General features: G+C 49.0%; 21 protein-coding genes. 12 read left to right on the forward strand and 9 right to left on the reverse strand.

Annotation, left to right across the window (positions count from 1 at the left end; genetic code table 11):
• Positions 1-246 precede the first annotated feature (246 nt).
• The gene (locus HK26_RS13200; protein WP_143296297.1) at positions 247-681 is read right to left on the reverse strand and encodes a hypothetical protein; all 435 of its coding nucleotides are present in this window, start codon (positions 679-681) and stop codon (positions 247-249) included.
• A 312-nt stretch (positions 682-993) separates the two neighbouring features.
• On the opposite strand from HK26_RS13200, the gene HK26_RS06480 reads away from it, so the two are divergent.
• The 4 genes from HK26_RS06480 (at position 994) to HK26_RS13205 (ending at position 7,290) form a co-directional block, all read left to right on the forward strand.
• Complete coding sequence (locus HK26_RS06480; RefSeq protein WP_180539372.1) at positions 994-1,992, forward strand: cupin-like domain-containing protein; 999 nt, start codon at positions 994-996, stop codon at positions 1,990-1,992.
• 183 nt (positions 1,993-2,175) lie between these two features.
• Positions 2,176-5,037: a type III effector HrpK domain-containing protein gene (locus tag HK26_RS06485; protein WP_086639020.1), complete on the forward strand. Its 2,862-nt coding sequence runs from the start codon at positions 2,176-2,178 to the stop codon at positions 5,035-5,037.
• 169 nt (positions 5,038-5,206) lie between these two features.
• Positions 5,207-6,631, forward strand: a complete 1,425-nt coding sequence (locus HK26_RS06490; protein WP_180539374.1) for a type II and III secretion system protein family protein — start codon at positions 5,207-5,209, stop codon at positions 6,629-6,631.
• Entirely contained in the window at positions 6,628-7,290 is a 663-nt protein-coding gene (locus HK26_RS13205) for a CpaD family pilus assembly lipoprotein (protein WP_180539376.1), read from the forward strand. The genes HK26_RS06490 and HK26_RS13205 overlap by 4 nt, the downstream gene beginning before the upstream one ends.
• On the opposite strand, the gene HK26_RS06495 is transcribed toward HK26_RS13205, so the two are convergent.
• The 8 genes from HK26_RS06495 to HK26_RS06530 all read right to left on the reverse strand — a co-directional run bounded on the left by HK26_RS06495 (position 7,291) and on the right by HK26_RS06530 (position 14,374).
• On the reverse strand, positions 7,291-8,103 hold the full coding sequence (locus HK26_RS06495) for a tetratricopeptide repeat protein (protein ID WP_086639022.1): 813 nt from the start codon (positions 8,101-8,103) through the stop codon (positions 7,291-7,293).
• Between the two features lie 243 nt (positions 8,104-8,346).
• Positions 8,347-9,533 (reverse strand): IS3 family transposase gene (locus HK26_RS06500; protein WP_143296299.1). Its coding sequence is split into 2 segments (ribosomal slippage): positions 8,347-9,275 and positions 9,275-9,533, totalling 1,188 coding nucleotides; the frame shifts between segments, so codons are not numbered across the junction.
• Positions 9,534-9,565: 32 nt separating this feature from the next.
• The gene (sctV, locus tag HK26_RS06510; RefSeq protein WP_086639024.1) at positions 9,566-11,551 is read right to left on the reverse strand and encodes a type III secretion system export apparatus subunit SctV; all 1,986 of its coding nucleotides are present in this window, start codon (positions 11,549-11,551) and stop codon (positions 9,566-9,568) included.
• Entirely contained in the window at positions 11,551-12,420 is an 870-nt protein-coding gene (locus HK26_RS06515) for an FHA domain-containing protein (protein WP_086639025.1), read from the reverse strand. The genes sctV and HK26_RS06515 overlap by 1 nt, the downstream gene beginning before the upstream one ends.
• A 48-nt stretch (positions 12,421-12,468) precedes the next feature.
• On the reverse strand, positions 12,469-12,639 hold the full coding sequence (locus HK26_RS13430) for a hypothetical protein (RefSeq protein WP_180539378.1): 171 nt from the start codon (positions 12,637-12,639) through the stop codon (positions 12,469-12,471).
• 105 nt (positions 12,640-12,744) lie between these two features.
• On the reverse strand, positions 12,745-13,536 hold the full coding sequence (locus HK26_RS06520; protein ID WP_086639026.1) for a DUF1521 domain-containing protein: 792 nt from the start codon (positions 13,534-13,536) through the stop codon (positions 12,745-12,747).
• A gap of 34 nt (positions 13,537-13,570) precedes the next feature.
• Positions 13,571-13,759, reverse strand: a complete 189-nt coding sequence (locus tag HK26_RS06525; RefSeq protein ID WP_086639027.1) for a hypothetical protein — start codon at positions 13,757-13,759, stop codon at positions 13,571-13,573.
• An 18-nt stretch (positions 13,760-13,777) separates the two neighbouring features.
• Positions 13,778-14,374, reverse strand: coding sequence for a hypothetical protein (locus HK26_RS06530; protein ID WP_086639028.1), 597 nt, complete (start codon positions 14,372-14,374; stop codon positions 13,778-13,780).
• A gap of 208 nt (positions 14,375-14,582) precedes the next feature.
• Here HK26_RS06530 and HK26_RS06535 point away from each other — a divergent pair, with 208 nt between their 5' ends.
• The 8 genes from HK26_RS06535 to sctR are packed head-to-tail and all read left to right on the forward strand — an operon-like array spanning position 14,583 to position 20,333.
• The gene (locus tag HK26_RS06535) at positions 14,583-15,011 is read left to right on the forward strand and encodes a hypothetical protein (RefSeq protein WP_143296300.1); all 429 of its coding nucleotides are present in this window, start codon (positions 14,583-14,585) and stop codon (positions 15,009-15,011) included.
• Between the two features lie 14 nt (positions 15,012-15,025).
• Entirely contained in the window at positions 15,026-15,757 is a 732-nt protein-coding gene (gene sctJ, locus HK26_RS06540) for a type III secretion system inner membrane ring lipoprotein SctJ (protein WP_180539380.1), read from the forward strand.
• An 11-nt stretch (positions 15,758-15,768) separates the two neighbouring features.
• Positions 15,769-16,338, forward strand: coding sequence for a hypothetical protein (locus HK26_RS06545; RefSeq protein WP_143296301.1), 570 nt, complete (start codon positions 15,769-15,771; stop codon positions 16,336-16,338).
• Positions 16,331-16,882, forward strand: coding sequence for a FliH/SctL family protein (locus HK26_RS06550; protein WP_086639032.1), 552 nt, complete (start codon positions 16,331-16,333; stop codon positions 16,880-16,882). Before HK26_RS06545 ends, HK26_RS06550 begins: the two co-directional genes overlap by 8 nt.
• Complete coding sequence (locus HK26_RS06555; protein WP_180539382.1) at positions 16,879-18,183, forward strand: FliI/YscN family ATPase; 1,305 nt, start codon at positions 16,879-16,881, stop codon at positions 18,181-18,183. The genes HK26_RS06550 and HK26_RS06555 overlap by 4 nt, the downstream gene beginning before the upstream one ends.
• A complete protein-coding gene (locus HK26_RS06560) occupies positions 18,162-18,677 on the forward strand; it encodes a hypothetical protein (RefSeq protein WP_143296302.1) in 516 nt (171 codons plus the stop codon). The genes HK26_RS06555 and HK26_RS06560 overlap by 22 nt, the downstream gene beginning before the upstream one ends.
• On the forward strand, positions 18,674-19,681 hold the full coding sequence (sctQ, locus tag HK26_RS06565) for a type III secretion system cytoplasmic ring protein SctQ (protein WP_086639035.1): 1,008 nt from the start codon (positions 18,674-18,676) through the stop codon (positions 19,679-19,681). The genes HK26_RS06560 and sctQ overlap by 4 nt, the downstream gene beginning before the upstream one ends.
• A complete protein-coding gene (gene sctR, locus HK26_RS06570) occupies positions 19,674-20,333 on the forward strand; it encodes a type III secretion system export apparatus subunit SctR (protein WP_257640890.1) in 660 nt (219 codons plus the stop codon). Before sctQ ends, sctR begins: the two co-directional genes overlap by 8 nt.
• Positions 20,334-20,337 lie beyond the last annotated feature (4 nt).

The raw sequence follows: 20,337 nt of genomic DNA on the forward strand, positions 1-20,337 counted from the left end.
TTATCATCAGATGGCCATAGCAAACTAACCAAAACCAGCCGCACGTGCGTGATGTGGTAGGGGATTGATGCTGCGCATCCAGAAAATCTGGTAGGGTAACTGCGTCTTCGGTCTGTACAATTTATCTTCACCAATTATGAAGATCGTTGACGAAACTGTGTTTATGCGGCTCTTTCAATATATAGTCATTATAGGGTGGTATTTATATCCCACCCTATAATGAAGTATTATTTTTTAAGTGTTTGATTAAACTTCAGAATTTTTAATATGATTTTCTTGCGTGACTGCAGTGATAACAGAAATGAGGCCCGTATTTAATGTCGGTTCAGAGAGGGTGGGTAGTATTGTGCTGGTTGTGTTGTGAGGGGTTACTGCGGTGATCACAGAAACGGGGTTTGAACCCAGTGCCGGCTCAGAGAGAGAGGGCAGCGTTGTGCTGGTCGTGTTATGCGGAGTTACTGCCGTGATAACCGAAGGGTGAGGTGTGTGTAATGAGGGTTCGGAGAGCTTGGGTGCGACACCGCCGTGATTACCGATAACAGCAGTAATGACGTGAGCACCACTGAGGCTGGGGTGCGTTGTTGTGCTGCTACCTAATGCTTGCTGAAAAGATTCAGCATGATTAGAAATGTCATTAGAAATACCGGCAACTGTACCGGGAGAGATGGCGTTGGTTGTCATGCTGGTAAGACTCCAAAATTAAGAAAAAACATGGAGATGAAATATAATGTCACAACTGAATTGGTGACATGGCTGCAAAGAGTATGTCAATTAAAGCGCGCAATATGGTAATAAATTTCATACTTTTGTAAAATATCGTTGGTGTGACGTAGAGAATATTTATTAAAAATATAATAAATAATTATTGTATTTAGGATTATTATAGAACTCTAAAATTGTAATCGTTGTTATAAGTGCGATCAAATTTAGCATTTTTGTGTGTTTGCAGTTAGGGAACCTTAAATTACAATGCATATGGAATTTCCCAATCATATGAAGGCATGGATTGCAGAAAATCTGATCCGTAAATGTAGCGCTCATCAAATAAAAGGATATTTATTGGAGCGAGGGTATAATGAGCATATTATTGATACGGAAATACACAACGCTGTTTCCAGCCCTTATTTTTCTGTCGCGCAGTCTATTGCAGAGCATTTAGAGAGAAGAAATTCTTTATTAAAAACCCTCGATTATTATAAAAATTTAGAAAAAAACAGTAAAAAAATTTCTCGCTGCGCGCTGCCTTCTTATGAAGATTTTATAGAGTATTATCTATCGCAAAATCGTCCTGGTTTGTTTTCAGGTGCATTTGATCACTGGTCTGCACGACGCTGGACTCCAGAAGTATTGGAGCAAAAAATCGGCTCTAATACGTTAATACAGGTTCAGGCAGGGCGGGATTCCGATCCAAATTATGATGAGAATAACCCACTTCATGGTCAGGTTATGGAGTGTGGGCAGTTTATGTCTCGGTTGGAAAATTCTGTGGGGAACGATGTCTATCTGACTGCGGTGAATTTCATATTAGACAGGCCTGAATTTCGTTTTATTCGTGAAGAAATCGGTAATATTGGGGATGGTTATTTAAACCCTGATCCAGTCCGTAAATCTATATTTTTATGGGTGGGTCCTGCCGGGGTTGTTACAAGCATGCATCAGGATTTGAATCATATTTTATTCTGCCAGATATATGGGCGAAAGACCTTCAGGATGTATCCTGCGATCGAGGTGCCTTATATGTACAATCATCGGGTTGTTTATAGTCCGGTTAATCCTATTGCACCTGATACAGTTAACCATCCATTGTTTGAAAAAGCTCAGGGAATAGAAGTGACGGTAGAGGCAGGGGATATGTTGTATATTCCAATTGGCTGGTGGCACCATGTTGTGGGGGAAACGGCAAGTATTAGTGTGAGTTTGACAGATTTAAGCGGAATTCCAAATCATTTTATAGATTATCCGCATGATGTTTTTGTTAAAGATGAAAATTAAAGGAATTAAAATTTTGATAGATAATAAGTTATTCTATTAAAATAATTTATGGATGCTGTGCATGGCAGGTTGGCTTGCATTATTGCCGGTTACAGAAATCATAAAATCTTAATGCCTCACGGGGCTCGGTTTCTGTTTATCTTGCAATGAATTATAAAACCCAGATAGCGTTAGGATCGCGTTATGCAGGCCAGTTCTGTTAAAAGTGCACAATCTGCAGGTAATACATCGCAAAGTGATACTGGGGATCTGTCCTCTGCATTTAATAGCGCAGTCAATAAAACGACATCCGATCAGTCTGATTCCAGTCGTCAGGGTTCTGATGATAATGCAAATTCATCCGCTATCGTCAGTGATCAGGCGGCAAATAATTATGTAGATGATTCTAAATATGCTGACCAATATGGCGACTGGAGTAAACTGACAAATGACTCTTCGGGGTCAGATGACCAGTCCAAGACATTGGGGCGGGAGTACGGTGCGGTCCAGCTATTGGCTGATAATTGGCAAAAGTGGGGCTTACATGATGCCAATATTAATTTTAATGACCCATCAACTTGGAGCTCATTGCCGCCAGATGCGCAGAAAACACTGAAAGTCATTTCGCGCAGCCCGTCCATGATCAGTGCTTTGGAAAATACTGGTGCAAAAGATAAAAAATCCAATGGAATAATTACTCTGTCCCAAGTGAAAGATTTTGTAAAAAAATCTAAATCAGATCTTAAAACAGCTTTATCATCTTTAGCATCTTACGAAAAAAAGAATCCAAACGCAGGAAGCATGTCACTGACGCTGGTCCGGCAGGCGGCATTGGTCATGGCAAACCAGACCCTTATTGCGGGAGCAGGGAGCCAGATGCAATCTGGTGCATCTGATCAACGGCAAGATAATCTGGGCCTCCATCAGGATAACCTGTCTGCCGTTGCGGCTGATACGGGGCTGGGGAGTGCATTGAATCAGGCTGCCAATATTATGGGGCAGAATGCTGTTTTCTCAGGTCTGGATGTTGCGGGGAACGGCCCTGGGGGCACTGGGGCTGATGGTGCCGCTGGCCGTGGAAATCTGGAAAAATGGATTAAAACGGACGCGCCAACAAGCGATGCAAGCTTTTTAAGTTATCTCAGTCAAAATGCTATCAAACAGTCTCTGCCCACAATTGATTCTAAGTCGATTGGATCTGATGTCTTTGAAAATCCACAAAATTATAGTGGTGCAACAAAAGCAGCAGTTCTCAATCAGCTTGAAACAGATGAAAGTGTCATGACCCAAGGTAAGTCTCAGGGCCTTTGGTCTGGGAAAATGGCAAAATCAAAGGGGCTTGACTCAAATTATAGCGATGAGCTGTCAGACTTGCAAAGTAAGATACGGCAGTTAAGTGCGGATCCAGACGTGCAGAGTTTTCAAAAAACTGCACAAACAGATGGATTGCAAAGCATTGCGGATAGTGACCCGACGCTCAAATCTGCAATCACGCAATATTATAATAACACAGAACTTACTGGCTCCAGTCTTGATAGCGCTATTAATTCTCAAAATAGCAAAGGTGAAGGTGTCAGTGTTGGTGCGGGTTTGCAGAATTTTGTTAGCCAAGCGACAACAGTAGATGGCCTTTTGGGTAAGACGGGTGATAACGCAACAAATCTGACTTCAATTTTGGATAAAAGTGGAGATGCAGACCAGATTAAACAGGCTTATAGCACCGAAATATTGAATGGTAACAGCTTAACAACAGCGCTGCAGTCTGTTTCCAGTGAGTCGGAAATACCTGAGGTTCTGAGTAATTATAAAAACGACAATGCTGCATTTTCATCCGTGCTCGGAAATGATTATACCCAGCAGTACGCGGGGCAGATAGAAAATAATATTAATACAGCAACGCAAAGTGCCGAAAGTGATCAAGAGGATCTGTGGGGGGTTCTCACTACGTTTTGTGACAGCAATGGGAATATAAGTGATTCAAAAATAGAAGCTTATGTTTCTAATGTTCAAAGCCAGAATCCTGAGGCTTTCAATGCGACAACCGCAAGTAATGTTGTCAAAGAAATAAAGAAAGCTCTCGATTTAGTAAGGCAGGGTTATAAGGTTAAAGACTCTCTTAAAAAAATTGATGACGCGCGTGCAACTGCTGCATCTGCAGGAGATAATAATCCGGCTGCGTCCGATACGAGCTCTGGCAGCCCCAACGCTCCAGAAACTCCTGAGGCTAGTGGTAATGCTAATGCCCCAGAAACCCCTGACACCAGTCCCGATGGTGCCAATGCGCCTGAGACTGCTTCTAATAGTGCTGGTGCCCCGGTAACTCCCGAGACTACTTCTGGCGGTGCTAGTTCAACCGAAGGAGGAGGTGATAGCGCAGGTGGTGACAGTAGTGCCCCCAAATCGACTTTGCCCAGTGGTTCCGACCTCTACTCTAGTGGTGCCTTGCATTTGACTAGTGCAGGTATGAGTGCGGGCGCTTTGGCTGCGTCTATTGTGTCAGTGGTTGCGGGGTCTGGGGGGGCATCAGCTAAAGCATCGTTGAGCGCTTCTGCAGGGCAGACGGCAGGTACTGCCACTGAAGGCGCTGCTAAAATGATGAAGAAAATTATGGGGGATCGCGCTTCAAAGGCCACAAAAGATGCGTTAAAATGGGTGGAATTTGGTGGCAAAGAGCTAGGAGCTGCTGCTGGTATTGAAGCAGGTGTGCTGAGCTTGATCAGCGGCGTTAAAGACTTAAAGAATGGTGATAAGGTCGATGGTGGTTTGACATTGACCACCGGGAGTCTTGACACAATTAGTGGGATTGCTGGTGGGGTAGACGGGGCTGTATCTGCCGCCGATTCAGCCGGGTTGATCTCAGGTATTGCAGCTGGTGTGGCTGGTACTGTGGCTGGTATTGCATCAGGTGTTGCAGCTGGTGTTGGTTTTATTGTCGGGCTTGTTGAGCTTATTATTCAGGCAGAGAAAAAGAAAAAGGAACAGCACAATTATTTTAACCAACTTTCCAACCTAGATGATTACGGCATTACAGGAAAAAACGACACAACAAAAAAAGCTGATTCTTGATCATTTGGGTGTCTAATTAAATAATTGGACATTTTTAACAAAAGGAGGTTTTGGTATTTATGCCAAAATCTCCTTCTGTGCGTTGTATGAAATCAGGGATTTTAAAAACTCTGGAATGAATATTTTGTATAGTTGCCGTATCTACGGATGTGTTGGGGAAAAAAGTGTGTTGAGTGAACCGGCCAGAAGATTTTCTGTTAAAGTTAGTCGGTATAAATCCTATGTAGGCATGACAAGCCTGTGTGCAATGCTCATGTCCGGGCAGGCGCATGCGCGTGACCCACGTTACTCTCAAGGGCAGCAAAGCCAATTACAGATTCAGGAAAATTCCGAGAAATTTGCTCATACTTCCGGAAAATCCGAGGTTAAGCTTAATATGGGGGGCGGACATATGCTGAGTCTGGAGCACCCCGCAGCAAGTGTATTTGTAGCTGACCCTCAAATAGCTGATGTGCAGATTCCATCTGATAATAAAATATTCATTTTGGGTAAAAAGGCTGGTACGACAACATTATATGCACTGGATGACAATGGAGATTCTGTTGCATCCTGGACCATTCGGGTAGAGACTGATCAAACGGTTTTTACATCTCGGGCACAAACGCAGGCACAGGGTGCCGTGCTGCAAACTTCTCCGAATGGATCAGTTATTACCGGCAGTGTGGCCAATCCAGAGCAGGCAGAACAACTGGAAACAATTGCACGGGGCGTAGAGGGCAAAGACCATGCTCTGGCTAACCAGATGGGTGTTACGCATCCGCAGCAAGTGAATTTGCGTATTAGAATTGCTGAGGTCTCCCGTAGCGTTGCCCAGCAGATTGGTTTTAACTGGTCTACTGTTATAAAAGCAGGAAGTTTTGCATTTGGTCTGGAATCAACAGCAATTGCAGAAAACACGGCTTCTTCACTTTTTGGCAGTGCCAGCTCAGGTCATATTAATGCGCAGACTGTTTTGGATGCGATGGCAAATGAGCATTTGGTGACTTTGCTGGCAGAACCTAATTTGACGGCGATGAGTGGCGTTACGGCAACTTTTCTGGCGGGTGGACAGTTCCCTATTCCTGTGCCGCAAGCTTTGGGTGTCACGTCCATTCAATACATGCAATATGGGGTTAGCCTCGCATTTACGCCTACTGTACTAGGGGCTGGCCTTATTCATCTTAAGGTGCGGCCGACTGTTAGTGCCCTGTCAGGCAATGGAAGTTATCAATTAAACAATTTGTCCGTTCCGGCTCTGACAACCAGACAAGCAGAAACTGAAGTAGAGCTGGCAAGTGGAGAAAGTTTTGCTATTGCCGGCTTGCTACGAAATGATGCCGACAACAATGTGCAGAAATTTCCTATTTTAGGAGATATTCCTATTCTTGGTCAGTTATTTCGTTCATCGCGGTTTCAGCGTGATCAGACTGAGCTTGTTATTATTATTACGCCGTATCTGGTAAAGCCTGTTGATTCTTTGCACAAACCAGATGATCCACTCAGGCACCTTCATCAGCCGAATGAACTGGAGCGGTTTTTTTATGGCCGCTTAGCTGATCAGACTGATCTGGAGCAAATGCCACATCTTAATGGCACGGGGTTTATATTCGAGTGAAAAAAATTACGTTATTCGTGCTTCTTGCGCTGTGCGGATGTGAGACCACGCAGTCGGATCGTCCTAAAACACTTCCTGTAGGATTACACGCGAAGCAACTGACAATACCTTTAGGGTATGATGGCAGCTTTAATTTTTCTGCCGTGCAGCAAGCCGTGGCAGATTTAGGGGGGCATAGAGAGGCTGGTGCGTATCTTATTGGTCTGGCGCCCGATTTGACTGAGCAGATTTTTCCTCGTCTGGTTGCGGCGGGTTTGGACCCTGATCGTGTGCACGTAACATCTTCGGCGGGAAATGTTGAGGCGATGCCTCCGCGCCTTGTCATCAGCAGTGTTGATGTGGCAGTGCCTAACTGCTCTAAAGTGATAAAAGCAGGGTGGTTGGGCAATGTTTCGCCCAGCCTAGAAAATGTTGGAAGCTGTGTGCAGAACAATAATCTGGCACAAATGCTAGCAGATCCGCGAGATCTATACAGTTCACCATCGTTCCATCCTTCGCCCGCAGCTCGTGCGGCTTTGGCTGTGCACCGTCTGAATACTGGTGCAGAGCCCGCTTTGCCAGCAGATAAACTTAATAATGGCCTGTCAAATGCCAATACTATGGGTGCTGGTGGAGGTACAACAACAGATACGCAGTCAACAACAAGTCTTTCTCCATAATTAAAGGGGTGGCGGATTGTGTCCAGTTTGGCGTACTACGTTATAGAAAGACAGATTTTCCTGTGCTTGCTGTGATGAGAGGTGGTGGCGTAGGATTGTGTTGGCTGTCGTATGGTCGCCCATTAATCCATAGATTAACGCCAGCGCGTTTTCTACAGCACTTTGATGTGCCGCCTGGTCCGTTCCGGCCAGTTCGCTGCGTAATGGCCTTAAAATACTGAGGGCTTGTGAATAGGACCCTGATAATGCAAGTGATAGGGCCATATCCGTGCGTGCAGCAACATCGTCAGGTTTTAAGGCAAGGGCTTGTTGGTAATAACCCTGCGCTGCCTGTTGATCGCCTAGAGTGTCCAAGGCAATACCGAGAGCAACAAGGGTTGGTACATTCGTTGGTGCCTGCGTGTGGGCATTTTGGAGGAGGTTAATGGCCTCACGCGGGTGACCGGCCTTGATTAAAAGTCGTGCAGTTACTAGTGCTAAATGATTGTTATTGGGGTATTGGGTGGTGAGGGGGCGCATGATGCCAAGAGCGTCATTGATCTTGCCACTCGCTGTTAAGGCCTCTGCGTAACCAAGCTGTAGGTCAATTCTATGTGGACTTAGGGCCACGGCACGGCTGTAGAATGTTATGGCTGTATTGTTATCCCCCGTTTGCAAAGCTGCTTGTCCAATACGCGCCAAGGCATCGGGGTTTTGTGCTGCTTCCATCATTTGACTGGATGTGTTGTTCGTAGCAGGCGCAGGCGTTTGTGTACAACCTGTCAGGCAGATTGCAGGAAAGAAAAGAACAGAAAAATATTTTGAAGTTCTCATATAAATTTCACAGTATATCAATTTTGTGAGTTATGGGTTCAGTGGGAGTGTGGTGCAGCTGTTGCTGCAGTCATGATATTTTCGGACAATGTTCCATATAATTTGACAGAAAACTCAGGTGCTACTTCATCATAAGATATGACCGGAACAGTCAACCCATAATGACGTAGCAAAAGGGATGTCTGAGGTGGTCCCGTCCGTTCGGACAGTTTTGCGGGCTTGATAAGCTATACCCGGTTGTTGTTATGCCGCCCTTCTGACGGCGTTGCTGTTGGCCATCTGGTCCGGGGTTAACCCCGGACCAGATGGCGTCGGCACGTTATGATACGCCTCATCGGGCGTACGTCCAGCCAGCGCCGTATGCGGACGCCTTTCGTTATAATGGGCGATCCATCTACCAAGCCCGGCCCGTAGCTCCGATCCGGTTTCGAACGCGTGCAAATAGACGCATTCGTATTTCAGCGACCGCCACAGACGCTCGATAAACACGTTGTCCAGCCAGCGACCGCGCCCATCCATGCTGATGCGGATCTGACGCTCTTCCAGTATTCCGGTGAAACGGGGTGTCGTAAATTGCGACCCCTGGTCAGTATTGAAAATGTCCGGGGCGCCATAGCGCATGAGGGCATCCTGTAGCGCCTCGATACAGAACTCCACGTCCATCGTGTTCGACAGACGCCAGGACAGGACCTTGCGCGTGAACCAGTCCATGATCGCCACGAGATAGAGAAATCCCCGTTTCATGGGAATATATGTGATATCGGAACACCAGACCTGGTCAGGCCGATTGATGACCAGATCCCGCAGCAGATATGGATATTTCCGATGCTCCGGATGGGGCACGGTCGTGCGCGGCTTCTGGTAGATCGCCCGCAGGCCCATGATCGCCATGAGCCGCCGGACCCGCTTGCGGCCCACTTCATGTCCCTGGCGGCGCAGATGCCATGTCATCTGCCGTGAGCCATAATACGGCGTTTCCAGGAACTGGGCGTCAATCAGCCGCATCAGCTCCAGATTGACTTCGCTCTGTGGCACAGGCCGATAGTAGACGCCCGACCGGTTGAGTTGCAGTAGCGTGCATTGCCGGATTATCGGCAGGCATGCTCTCTTCGGGTCAATCATCTGCCGCCTCTGATCACGCCCAACCGAGCAGAGGCATCGCGTAAAAAATCCCGTTCCACGAGAAGTTCGCCTATCTTCGCGTGCAGTTTCTCCACATCAGCTGGGCTGACCGGCGGCTCAGCCACCGTCTTCCCGGAAAAGGTCGCCGCCATCCCCTCGATCGCCTGCCGTTTCCACTGTGCGATCATCGTCTGATGCACCCCATGTTTCGAAGCCAGTTCCGCCAGCGTCAGTTCCCCACGGATCGCCTCCAGGGCAACCCGTGACTTGAACTCCGCCGCATACCTCTTGCGCGTAACCTTGCCCATAAAACCCGTCCTCGTTCAGGCCAGATGATAGCTTATCGCCCTGTCCGAAAAATGGGGACCACTTCTGTCGGACGCCGTAGGTCAGGAGCTACAAGAAAAATACCCTTGCGATCATGCAGTAGGCAAGGTGCCAGGAGGGAGCGGGATGTCTCGATTAATTTTTTGGCAGAAACTGGGTCAAGACCAATGTATTTGCCTTGAGGCCCATTTTGTATCAACGTGCGCAGGCGATTTTCCAGCGGCGCGTCAATGCCGATAGCCGCGAGAACTTTATCCCTGTTAGCAGCCTGATGGCATATTTGCCTGCGTAAGGCCAGTCGCACACGTTCTACCAGACCAGATGTGGTTTGTTCTCTCGCCGCCCATTCTGCAACATTTTCAAAGACTGTACGAATATTCCGTAAGGAGACTTTTTCTTCTAGCAGCAGGCGTAGTACGTCCGACATGCGCGGGAGGGGGCAGACTTTGCTTGCCTCGCGGACCAGGTCAGGCATGAGCTTTTCTGCTTTGCGGATGAATGTCTGTGTTTCCTGAATACCAACCAACTGACCGGCGTGTGCAAGCAAAATGCTTTCTGCTGTGCGGCAGACAAATTCGGGTGGTGTAATGTATAAAATGCCAGCGTCCTGGAGTGTTGGTATGGCATCAGGTGACACGGCAATGGTTTCTGGACCGAAGGGGCCTGTGGTGCGACAAAAGTTTAGTTTCAGTTCCTGCATCACATCAGGCAGTTCCTCAACAAACACCAGATCAGGGTTTAAGGGGACAAGGAGTGCAGGCACGCTATCTATTTCAATGCTAAAACTATCCTGTTGCTGCCTGGAATCAAGGGAGACCTGTATAGGAGGCATCGTAAAGCCCATTTGCTCGGATAGGGCATGAATACGTGTTGTTATCAGTTTTTGCGTAGTTTCCCGCTGCTCAGAAAAAACACTGCCTAAACGGACATGAATACTGAGTGTTGTTGCCAGTGTGTGGTCTTGTGTTGCTGATAAGGCGAATGCTGTAGCTTGCTCGTGTTTCTGGCGCTTAAGCAGTATCCAGGAGGTGCCCCCAAGCAGGCCGCCGAAGCAGACAAACACAAGGCTGGGGAAGCCGGGAACAAGAGCAAGAGCTCCCATAACCACGGCTGCAACCTGCAAGGATTGGGGTTCTGCATTGATTTGTTGTAGAATGTCGCGCCCAAGGTTGCCGCCCCCATCCTCATGCGTCACACGGGTGACCACGACACCAGCGGTTAAGGATATAAGCAAGGCTGGTATCTGGGCTATAAGACCATCCCCCACAGCCAGCAGAGAGTATGTCTGTAATGCAACCGAAAAACTCATGCCTTTTTGTAAGCAGCCAATGGCAATGCCGCCAATCAGGTTAACAACAATAATAATAAGACTTGCAATCGCATCGCCTTTAACAAATTTCATGGCACCATCCATGGCACCATAAAGCTGACTTTCTTTTTGCAGGCGGTTACGCCGATTGCGGGCGTCTTCTTGTGTAATGTCTCCATTTTTCAGGTCGGTATCAATACTCATCTGGCGTCCGGGGAGTGCATCCAAACTAAAACGGGCTGCTACTTCTGCAACGCGCTCGGAGCCTTTTGTAATGACCAGAAATTGCACAATAGTAATGATGAGATATACAACAATACCGACAACTACATTCCCGGAAATTACAAACTCACCAAATGTCCGGATAATTTCTCCCGCATCTGCTTTAACCAGAACCATACGGGACGTTGTAATGGAAAGTGCTAGACGAAAGGCTGTGGTTACCAGAATAATCACAGGAAGTGTCGAAAACATAACGGGAGAGCTAATATAGATAGCCACCATCATTAATACGGTGGAAATGCTTATGTTCAGGGCAATAAGAATATCAGCCAGTTCTGTTGGCATTGGCAGAATCATCATGCCAACGGTTAGAACGAGCAGGGCGACCAGAATAAGGTCCTGTCGTCGCGATAAGCGAAGGAAAAACGTGCGTATCGGGTGTTCGAATGTGTCTGTAGAATGGGGCATTAAAAACGTACCGTAAGAAAATCCATGCCACGATGGAGAATGATTCTATCAACTAGAATTTTTTCTATAACCCAACCGCCTTCAACAAGGCTCCCAGGAGGAAGTCTCTGGCCACTTGTATCAATTACATAGGGCAATGCACCGAGTGCCACACCCGAAATTTGAATAGGGGAATGCACAGTGGCATGGGTAAAGGCCACGTGATCTAAAAGAAGTGCTTTGGTGCCGTACGTGTTATCAAACCAGAGTTTAATGGTTGACCAGTCTTTATTTTGCTCTGGCTCGGCATATCCGTTGGCGACAAGTGCGCCGTCAGGGCTGTCAGATATTGTGATATTTATAAAATTCTGTTCTACAAGTTTGTTCTGTAAAGATTTTAGTATCAATAAGGTATTGTCTGGTTCAGTCTGTTGTGTTGTGCGTGCCGCTATAGGATAAAGACCTGCTTTTGCGTGTGTAAACGCGTGCATATATTTAAAGCAGGCCATGCTCAAAATCAGAAATAAGAAAATAAATAAAAACAGACGTAATGCATGTTTTTTTTGTGGAAATACAACACAGAATTTGGTTGACCCTGCCGCAAACATAAAATTTTGATAAAAAATTTTTCGTCTTGGTGGGGTAATATGTTTGCCGTTGGCGAGTGTAAGAGGTCCGTGCAGAGCACTTATTTCCACACCAAGAAGTTTTTGTTGAATTTTGAAATGGACGTCAGAAAGTGCGTTATCAACAATAATAATATCGTTTTCTAACGATTTTCCAACGCTCATGGCTCCCGATTGCAAAGCAAGGGAGCGACCAGCCTGTGGGCCGTTTTCTATCACCAGTGTTGGGGTGCTAGGACAGGTAACGCGTTGTCCGGAGTTCATGGCACAAAAAAGGATTCCGACCCATAGTGAGCCGGAATCCCTGTTTTTTTAGCCGATGTTCGGGCGCTGCTGTGCGGCAGTTTCTTCAGCACCTTTTTCGGTTTTGACAACTGTAATTTTTTCGTTGGTTTCGATTGCTTTGTTGAAAGCAGCAGACATGTTGTCGATCTGGCTGTCGATGTCGCTGGAAGAGCTGGAAACGCTGGAAGTATCGCTCATGTGTCTATTCCTGTTTTGAAGCCTAAGTTCTGTGCTTGATGGTTTGCCCCGGAGCCCGAAGCAGTAGGTGACAGGCAGCAGATGCGGCCTGTATCAGAAACAGGGTTACTGGCTATAACCTGTTTCGATCCTGAGATTATTCAAGGTTGCTGCAGAATATTCTGGAGCATCCACGCTTTGCGATCCCTGACCTGCCATGGAAGTGCTGGCCTGAATAACGGAATCAATGGACTTTAGCGGTACGCGCTGGTCCAAAAACTCCAGAATACCGCCGCCTTTGCCGTCAAGGGATGTTTCACCAGAAGCTGACAAAGCGGAATTGTTCGCAAAACGCAGGTCATTCAGAGACGAACCGGGGTGCAGTTCTGTGTCGCTGTAGGAGTCGAACGTGTTGTTCAACTGAAAAGCGTTGCCAGTCTGCGGAGCGGAAATTTGCACGCTCGCATTCCCGGCATCATTGTAAAGCCCGGTAATGAAAGATGTTTGGTTATCTTTGGTGACAGAAACAGCATTGATGTGCGTATCACCATTGCTGTTGGCGCCCGTCGGCTGGACCTGCACCTGTGTGCCATCAGAGAGGTCAATAACCAGACCATCCTGCTGAAATTTACCATGCACTTCGTTGCTGGTTTCAATGTGGGGGTCGCCAAAAACCTGCAGGTAGGTATTGGTCTGCTTATCAAAAATGCGCACACACCCATCAGTATCGGTGTGATAATTATAGGCTGCGCCAGTTGAGTAGTCGTTGCTGGCGGTAATCAGGTAACGGCCTGTGTCAATGGTGTTGCCAGAAACCGTAAGCGGAGCAGTAGCCGAAGCTGATGCAAAATCGGTACTGGACGAGGTCTGGTCAACAGCAAGATCGCTATTCCCAGAGTTCTGAATGGAAACAGACATTGCTTTTCCTTGTGAGATTCAGAGTGGGTTGGTGTTAGAAGGGAGCGTCGGGGTCGCTCGTGCTATCACTCAAAGAGTCCGTTGCATCTGACTGGATGTTTTGCATCATCATCAGGCCCCCCTTGAGCAACATTTTTTGGAACTCATTGCCAAGTACTTCAGAATCCGAACCGGATGCAGTGCTGGCATCGCTTGCGCTTACGTTTGAAACCGGGTCTGTCATTATGTGGTCTTCCCTGCCTCAGTGAACAACAATATCGGAGACGGAAGATCCCCGGAAAAGTGTAAGATGCCTGCCTGTATGGGCCACCTGAGACACAACATGGTTTTCTGCTGGCAGGGACTGGATGGTTTGTTGAACCACGGCAACAAAACGAGGTGGTCCGGAGATAATGGCCATATCGTTTGTGGTGCTGGCACTTATATCAAACCGCCGGTCCATGAAGCCCATGCTCTGTAACTCCCCTTTGACCTGACCAAGAGGATGCCCGTGTAGAGAGACAATCTGCGTTGAGCGTTCCGACTTGCTACTGACGTAGATTGCTGATCCATCATCATACCAGTCAAAGTCATAGAGATGGCTCATCTTCTGAAGAAAATCTTCGGAAGACATGTCGAGCCAGCGGCCATGAACCCGGCCATGAACTTTGTCTGAGGTGATAATGGAAATATCATTTATATAAGAAAATTCCTTCAATACAGAAGAAAGTTCCTGATTTATTGCAATATAGGAAAACGGCTTTTCTTCCCATTCCCCATGGGCGAGTGCGGCAGGTGTGAATATGGTAAACCCACCCACTACTGCACAACCCAAAATCGTCGAGAAATGGTCAAGCATTTAAAGAGTTTTTCCTGTTAGCTCCTCAATGTGGCTTTTTAAGCAGTGCCGTTGGGGAGGATGCAACACGAAAGTGATTAAGCAATAAAAATTTCACACAACTCCCGGAAAACTACTGCTATTGAGAATGATATGGACAGGCTGGCCCAACCTATAAACAGTGTTGTGGCTGAAGTGCCTGCTCCTTGTTATGCAGGTGGTTGTTTGTATGTCTGACGCTATTGGCGCGTTGTCGGGTCTGGCAGCCGCTCCGACGGAAAATCTGACGGCTTCTGGTATGCAGGAGACAGCTCTTACGCAGCAGGTCGCACCTAATTTGGGGGTGGAGTTTAATCAGGCTATTGCGCGGGAGGTTGCTTTTGTGCCCGAACGCACAGATGGCGCTGCTGCCGTCGGGCATGACCTGAACCAGAAGCTGGAAGGTCTTTCCAGTTACCTCAACCAATGGGGTGCGCAGCCTTTGGGGCAGGCGGCTGCAGGCACTGGTGCAACTCCGGCTGCGGCAGACCCGGCCAGCACAACCGAACTCGTAGCCCAGATTCAGGCTACCTATACCTTTGCCATTGAAACAACGCTGGTCAGTAAGGGCTCCACGGAGACAACCAAGATTTTCAATACCCTTCTGAAAGGGCAATAATGCTCTCCCGGCGTATGCGTTCTTTAAGAGCTGTTCTGTGTCTTGTGCCGCTCCTGCTTCTTTGTTCCTGTAAAACAGAGCTTATGTCTGGCCTGGCGGAGGATGATGCCAATGTTATGCTGGCATTATTGCTGCAACGTGGGGTCAATGCGGATAAAGTGCAGCAAGCGGACGGTAAAGATACGCTGCGGGTTGAGCAGGGACAATTTGCGCAGGCTGTTAGTCTTTTGCATGCCGCGGGTTATCCCCGCCAGAACTTTCAGAGCATGGGGGACGTCTTTCAGCCATCGGGTCTTGTCTCTTCTCCCCAACAGGAGCGGGCACGTTTTTTGTGGGCTTTGGGGCAGGAGCTTTCGCGTACAATTTCTGACATTGATGGGGTTTTGACGGCACGTGTACAGGTGGTTTTGCCCAATAATGACCTGTTGAGCCGCGAACCAACGCCTTCTTCTGCTTCTGTTTTTGTACGCTACAAAGCGCAAAGTGCTGCACAGCGCCTGGTGCCGCAAATCAAGCTTCTGGTTGCCGATAGTGTGGAAGGCCTGAATTACGACCGGGTTTCGGTGGTGATGGTGCCAGTGGAAGACAATACGATGCCTGTTGTGCCGACTCACACACGCAGCGGGTTTGTGTGGGGGCTTATGGGCGGTGTCCCTGCTTTGCTCATGGCTATTTTTGCCGGTGTTCTGGCGTGCAGGCGCTGGCCTCAACTGGCCGAGCGCGTCCGGTTGGGACGTGGTCAATAATGCACGGCGGCATGCCTGCACCAGACGATGTGGCCGGGGGAGACCTCACCCTTGCTGCCCGTTTGTTTGGTGTCGATCAAAGCATCATACATCGTATGGATGCCAGCCGGTACGTTCATGACGTGTTGCATACGTGTTTAAAAGAAAAACTGGGTGGGAGCCTGCCGTCGACCCTTACGTCCGTTCAGCAGTTCATGCTTGCTCAATCGGGGGAGCAGGTGGGGGGGCTGGCTCTGCGTCTTGGGGCTGTGTGTTATGCGCCAGCTATTCTCGCCCTGATTGAAGGGGAAGATGTGCGCGCCCTTGCGCAGAAGACAACACTGTTTGTCATGCAGGATGCGGCATGGGGATATGGTTTTTTATCCCCTTCGGGTGGGGTATCGACCTCGCAGGATCTGGCCAGTGCCATTCAGACTGCAGGGATAGACTGTCTTTGGGCATGGTGTGCACAGCAGCCAAAACCCGTTTGCCTGCGTGTTCAAGCTATACTGCCGGTGCAGGAGCAGCCTGTAAAACTGCCATTGGCAGACCCTGCGGCTATGGTGGATACGTTTGTGAGGGAGCATTTGTGTGGTGAGTAAGCTCTCCTCACCTTACGTTATTCGTGCAGAGCAGTTTGCTGCGATTGAAGATGCGCAGGCCATTCGCTCTCAGGCGCAGGTAGATGCTTCTCTCTGTCTTGCTGCGGCGCAGGAGGAGGCAACTGCTATCAGGCTTGCAGCACAGGCGGAGGCTGCCGCTTTCGGGCAAGAGCAGCAGGAGCGGATCAGGAGCGAAATCTCAGCATTTCTTCAAACTTGTGAAGACAGCTTGGCAGATCTGGCTTTTCTGGTCGCTCGCCGTTTGATTGATGACATCCCGCGTGATGAGAAGCTGGCACGGTTGGTTAAAACGGCTCTGATTGAACTGCCGGAAAAAATGGGGGTTGTTATAAAGGTGCCGGTCGCGGCTGGTGCGTCTCTTGTAGCGTCTTTACCTTCAGATGTTCTGGATTCTGGTGGCATAAGTGTTGTGGAATGTCCGTCTCAAGGGGAGGAAGGCTGCCTCATCCAGCATGATCTGGGGCAGGTTCAGTTGGATGTGCCTGCACAGCTTAAAGCCTTGTGGCAGAGTGCGACAGCGTGAAAGCGTTAGCCAACTTTGCGCAGCGTCTGACTCTGGCAACGCCACGTCCGGTTGTCGGGCAGGTGGTACGGGTGTCTGGGGGACTTGCCTTTGCCCGGGTCGAGGGAGCAGCGTTAGGGGAAATCTGCCGTATTGCTTTGCCTGATACAGACCTGCTGGCTGAAGTGGTCGGGTTTGAAGGCGTAGTGGTGCGTCTGGCACCCATTGGCAGTATGCAGGGTATTGCACCGGGTAGCATTGTTTATCGCACCGGTGGGGTGCTGAAAGTGCCAGTAGACAGCCGTCTGCTGGGGCAGGTGCTGGATGGGTTCGGCCGTCCACTGGATGGCGAGCACTTGCCAGAGGATTGTGCGCAGCGCCCCTGTGCGGATGTGCCCCCATCAGCCCTGTACAGGCACCGTGTGTCAGAGCCACTGGCAACGGGTTTGAGGGTTATTGATGGTTTTTTAACCTGCGGCAAAGGCCAGCGTGTTGGTATTTTTGGCGAGGCAGGGTGTGGCAAATCCACGTTGCTCGGCCAACTGGTGCGCGGGGCCAGGGCTGATGTGGTGGTTGTAGCTTTGGTTGGCGAGCGCGGGCGCGAGGTAAGAGATTTTTTAGAGCATCAACTGGATCCCCCTACACGTGCGCGCACGGTGCTTGTTGCCGCAACATCTGACCGCCCACCTCTGGAGCGGATCAGAGCGAGTATGACGGCCACAACTATTGCCGAGTGGTTTAGAGATCAGGGCAAGCATGTGCTGCTCGTGGTGGATAGTATGACACGCCATGCCAGAGCCTTGCGTGAGGTTGGTCTGGCTGCAGGGGAAGCACCGGGCCGAGGTGGTTTTCCGTCATCCGTTATGGCGGAACTGCCGCGCCTGCTGGAGCGGGCAGGTCCTGGAGACGAGCGCAAGGGCGCGGGTATGATTTCTGCTTTCTATACTGTGCTGGTTGAAGGGGAAGGGGACCCGGTCGCCGAAGAAATGCGGAGTATTCTGGATGGGCATATTCTTCTTTCACCGACTCTGGCCATGTCAGGCCATTATCCTGCCATTGATGTCATGACGAGCCGCAGCCGATTGATGAGTATTGTGGCAACGCCAGAGCACTGCGCGCATGCGGCCCGTATTCGGGCATTGCTGCACCGGTATGAAGAAGTGCGGTTTTTGGTGGAAGTCGGTGAATACCAGCCTGGAGGCGATGCACTTGCAGATGAAGCTCTGGCCAAAATTGATGAAATCAGGGCTTTTTTAAAACAGGGTGAACGGGAAGTTACACCATTTTCTGAAGTAACGACATGTCTGCAACAGATCGCCTGAGATTGAAACAGGTTGCCACACTCGAACGGCTACAGACTGTTCGTGAGGAGCGCGTAACCCGCCAGCTTGCCAGTGCGCAGAAGGATGTCGTGCGTGCAGAGCATATGCTCAGAAATGCGGTGAGCGCGAGTGAACGGACTGCCGCTGAGCAGACACAGGCCCGTGCTGCACGCTGGCGTGCACAAGTGGGGCTGGAACTGAGTGGAAGTACCATTCAGTTTTTAAATGATGCAGATAAAGAAGGACTCTCTTCCATCGCGCTGAGTGCACAAGCGCAGCAAAAGGCAAAGGATGCGCTGGAGAGTGCCAAAGAAGACCTGAAAGCCGTTCAGGAGCAGGCCCGGGTCATGCGCACCATAACCAGCAGGCGCGGTGCGCTCAGGCGTCGCGTTTATCAGGATGTTATGCAGCGTCAACGTATGACTGAGGAAGTCCAGCGTGACCAATATGCGCAAATCATGTTTGCGTGTCGTGTTGTGGACGCACAGGAATGATAGACGGTGTTGTGAAGACTTATGTGCCTTCGGATGTCAGTCAGGACGAGCTGCGTCTGACCAACCAGAGTTGTACTCCTCGTGTTTCGCTGCAAATAGATCAGGGACTCTCGTTGCATGACAGACACATGCCGTGGACTGGGTCATGGATCTGCTACGAAGGGCAGATCGGTGACGAGCCATTTTTTATGTTTGCAGCACTGCCGCTTCTGGCAGCACTGACAGCAAAAATGGGTGTGTCGGCCGGTGCTCTCTCATGTGAGATACAGGCTATGATCAGCATTTTGCTGATGGAAAGCGGTCTGGCGCAGCTGGAGCAGAATCTGGGCAAAAGCATTCATTTGCATAGGTTTTCGCAGCAGGTTCCTTCTGCGACGGATCGTTACGGTATTATGGAGGTCAACGGGCACAACTGGCCTGTTGCTCTGCATGCCTCCCCGGCTGTGCTATCAGCTCTTCTGGATGTCTGGCCTGTTGCGCCCCTGCCAGAGCAGGAGGTGTTTGTCAGAACAGCTTTGTGTGTGGGTCGCACTACTCTTCCTTTGGGTGTTTTGCTCAGCCTTCAGATTAGAGATGTTGTGTTGTTTGAAGAGGCTACCCCAAACCAGGCCATACTGCTGGTCGCAGGCTGCGCACAGGCCACAGTCCAGTGGATACAGGAACAAGGCTGGGTATTGGAAACTGCCATAACATACAAGAATAAGAAGGAAGGTCAGATGACAGAGCATGATAATGTGGCAAAGCCGATTGACCATGATCGTACAGATGAAATGATGACATCGACTGATGATCTGCCTGTCACACTGAATTTTGAAATGGGGCAAAAAACGATGTCTCTGGCCGAATTAAAGACAGTTGGGCCGGGTAGTGTCATGGCGCTGGCATCGCCTGTAGATGCACCAATTCATATTTATGTGGGGGGGCGGTGTATTGGGAGCGGTGCATTGGTGAATGTAGATGGTGCCGCAGGGGTGCGTGTCACAAGGTTTTTTGGTCGTGAATAATCTTGTCAGCCCCGATATTTCTGCGGTTCTTGTTGGCATTACAGCGCTGGGCTTTGTTACGTTTGCAGCGGTAACAATGACCAGTTTTATTAAAATTGCAGTAGTTCTGTTCTTGCTCCGTAATGCCTTGGGTATTCAGCAGACACCCCCTAATATTGTCTTATACGGGATTGCGTTGCTGCTGAGCATTTACGTTATGGCACCAGTGGTTATGAGTGCTTACACAGCGGCCATCACAACACCGGTCGATCATATGACCTTGTCAGACATGTTTGAAGCAGCCAAGCGGGCTGAGCAGCCGGTTAAAGCCTTTATGCTGCGTTTTACCAGCCCAGGTGAGCGAGAGTTCTTTACAAATGCCACAATGCGGGTGTGGGGGACTGAATCCGGGCTTAAAGCGGCTCCTAATGATTTGCTGATTGTTTTGCCGTCCTTTTTGCTGTCAGAACTCCAACGGGCGTTTGAAATCGGATTTTTGCTTTATCTCCCCTTTATTGCGATTGATCTGGTTGTTACGGCAGTGCTTATGGCCATGGGTATGTCTTCAGTTTCACCCACAACAATTGGGGTGCCGCTTAAACTCTTCCTGTTTGTCGCAATCACAGGATGGACTCGTTTGATTCACGGCCTTGTGCTGAGTTACGCCACGTAAAGGT

Origin of the sequence: Acetobacter okinawensis (assembly GCF_002153655.1) — a bacterium.
Lineage (GTDB): Bacteria > Pseudomonadota > Alphaproteobacteria > Acetobacterales > Acetobacteraceae > Acetobacter > Acetobacter okinawensis_A.